The sequence below is a fragment of the Streptomyces sp. NPDC054840 genome (assembly GCF_053611065.1).
On sequence record NZ_JBSGZP010000897.1, the window covers coordinates 1 to 2,424 of the forward strand.

Here is a 2,424-nt window from a genome sequence, read left to right on the forward strand (position 1 = left end):
AGCCGGCCTCGACGGCCGCGTCGGTACGGCGCAGCTTCAGCAGGTCGTGGCGCCACAGCCGGCGCACGTCGTTGGTGATCCGGACGTCGAGGCTGAACTTCACGAAGACGTCGGCCTCCGCGTCCGGTACGTACAGGGTCCGGATCGAGGCGGTCGGCCAGGCCGGCCGCCGGCTCGTGCCGAGCCGCAGCAGTCGCCCGTCGGCGAGGGCCTCGCGCACCGCGGGCCGGTCGCCGACCAGGCCGAGCTGCCAGGGGTGGGCGGGCAGCAGCCGGTATCCGGCGGGAGCGCGCGGCCCGTCCAGGGCGTCGGCGAGGGCCTCGATCGCGGCGGAGGCGGCCGGGCCGCCCTCCTCCGCGGTCTGGTCCTCGCGCAGCCCCAGGAAGACCAGCGGGAACCGGGCATAGGCCTCGGGCGCGTACGGCAGCCAGCTCCCGGCCGGCGCCCCGCCCCGGGCCTTGGGGGCGGGGTGGTGCGGGTGGCCCATCACCAGGGACTGTTCGGAGAGCAGGTACGGGTCCGCCGGGGGGTCCGCGGCGGCCCGGGCGGCCAGCAGCGCGGCGATCGTGTCGCGGCTGTCGGTGATCTCGACGGCGAGCTCGTCGTTGGGGACGCCGGTGAACCGGCCCAGTTCGTCGGAGACGAGTTTGGCCAGTTCGGCGTGGCTCAGCGGATGCCAGCCGTCCGCCGCGCGCAGTTCGGGGCTTTCGGGCCGGCGCCCGCCACGCACCCGGAGCAGCCGCCCGCTGCCGCGCAGCCGGTGGACGCGTACGTCTGTTCCCGCGTCCACGCCTGTGCCCGCGCCCGCGCCGTACGCCTCGGCGGGTTCGGCCGCCTCCCTGAGCAGGCAGTTCAGGAGCGGGGCGGCGGCGTACGCGTCGGCGGCGGCGTTGAGGTCCACTGATTCCATTCGGTCCATCCGGTGCGCCGGGGGTTCGCAGGGCGCAACCACCGGTCGTGATCTTCGGTATCCGCAATCATTGCTTGATCATCCCGTAAAGCGATATTCCGATGCCGGAGCCCCAGCATGCATCTTTCACCTTCCCCGGCCGAAGAGGCCGTCGCCGCCGAGCTGGCCGGCGTACGCCCGTCGCTCGTACCCATGTACGCCGCCGCGCTCGACGGTGCCCGGGCGGCGGTGCTGACCCGGCTGTGGCGGGCCCTGGCCTTCGAACCGCTGCCCTGGATCGTGGGCCGTGAGCGCGCGCCCGACGGCCTGGCGCTGCGGCTGGCCGGGGGCTCCCGGCTGGAGGGCCCGCCGCCGGACCCGTACGCGACCGAGCCCTACGTGAGCGAGCTGCTGCTCGACGGCAGGCCCTACCGGCGGGCCGCGTGGCTGGTGACGGCCCTCGGGGTGCCGCACGGGGAGCAGTTCGCCGCCGAGCTGGACGCGTGTACCGCCTCCCTCGCGCTCTCCCGGGCCGGTCAGCCGCCCGCCGGGGAGGACCGGGCCCCGGGGACCACCTGGGAGTGGGAGCAGCGGGTGGTCGACGGGCATCCCTACCACCCGAACTGCCGTTCCCGACCCGGTTTCTCGGTGGCCGAGCAGCTGGCGTACGCGCCCGAGCACCGGCCGGTGGTGGAGCTCGGGCTGGTCGCCGTACGGGCCGAGGAATGCCTGGTCATCGGCGACTGGCCGGAGGAGTTGCGGGACGCGGGACGGATCCTGGTCCCGGCGCACCCGTGGCAGGCGGCGCACGTCCTGAAGCACGAGCGGGTGCGGCCCGGTGTCGCGGCGCATCCGCTGATGGCCCTACGCACCCTGGCTCCCGCCGACGGCGGGGCGCACGTGAAGACCGCGCTGAGCGCGCGGCTGACCTCGTCCGTGCGGGACATCTCCGTCTACTCCATCGAGACGGCGGCGGCCGTCTCCGCCTTCGCCCAGGGCCTGTCCGAACGGCTCGACGGCCGACTGCACATCACCCGGACCCTGGGCGCCACGACCGCGCACAGCCCGGACCTGGCGGCCGTGCTGCGGGAGCCGCCGGAGGTGTACGCGGACGCCGCCGCCGGTGAGCGGGTGCTTCCGGTGGCGGCCCTGGAATTCTTCGGCCCGGCGCGCTCGGCGGCCTGGCGGGCCGACTTCGCCCGGCTCGCGCTCTCGGTGTGCCTGCGGGTGCTGGAGCTCGGGGTGGCGCTGGAGGCGCACGGCCAGAACCTCCTGGTCGTGCTCTCGGCGGGCGGCGCCCCGCTGCGGCTGGTCTACCGCGATCTCGCCGACATCCGGATCAGCCCGGCCCGGCTGGCACGGCACGGCCTGCCGGTGCCGCCGCTGTCCGGCAGGCTGGTCACCGACGACGTGACCGTGCTGCGGCGCAAGCTGTTCGGGTCCCTGCTGACGGGAGCGCTCGGGGCCACCGCCGGCTCGGCCGGGGCCTTCGCCGACGCCCTCGCGGAGGTGGCCGCGCTGCCGGCCACCTCGGA

The 2,424-nt window shown here is 75.5% G+C and carries 2 protein-coding genes; one reads left to right on the plus strand and one right to left on the minus strand.

Features of this window, described 5'->3' with window-relative positions; all coding sequences use genetic code 11:
* Positions 1–919: IucA/IucC family protein (locus tag ACWGIU_RS35640; RefSeq protein ID WP_453712240.1), on the minus strand; the 919-nt coding region annotated here is incomplete at its 3' end.
* A gap of 108 nt (positions 920–1,027) precedes the next feature.
* Here ACWGIU_RS35640 and ACWGIU_RS35645 point away from each other — a divergent pair.
* The coding region (locus ACWGIU_RS35645; RefSeq protein ID WP_453712241.1) for an IucA/IucC family protein at positions 1,028–2,424 on the plus strand (1,397 nt) is incomplete at its 3' end.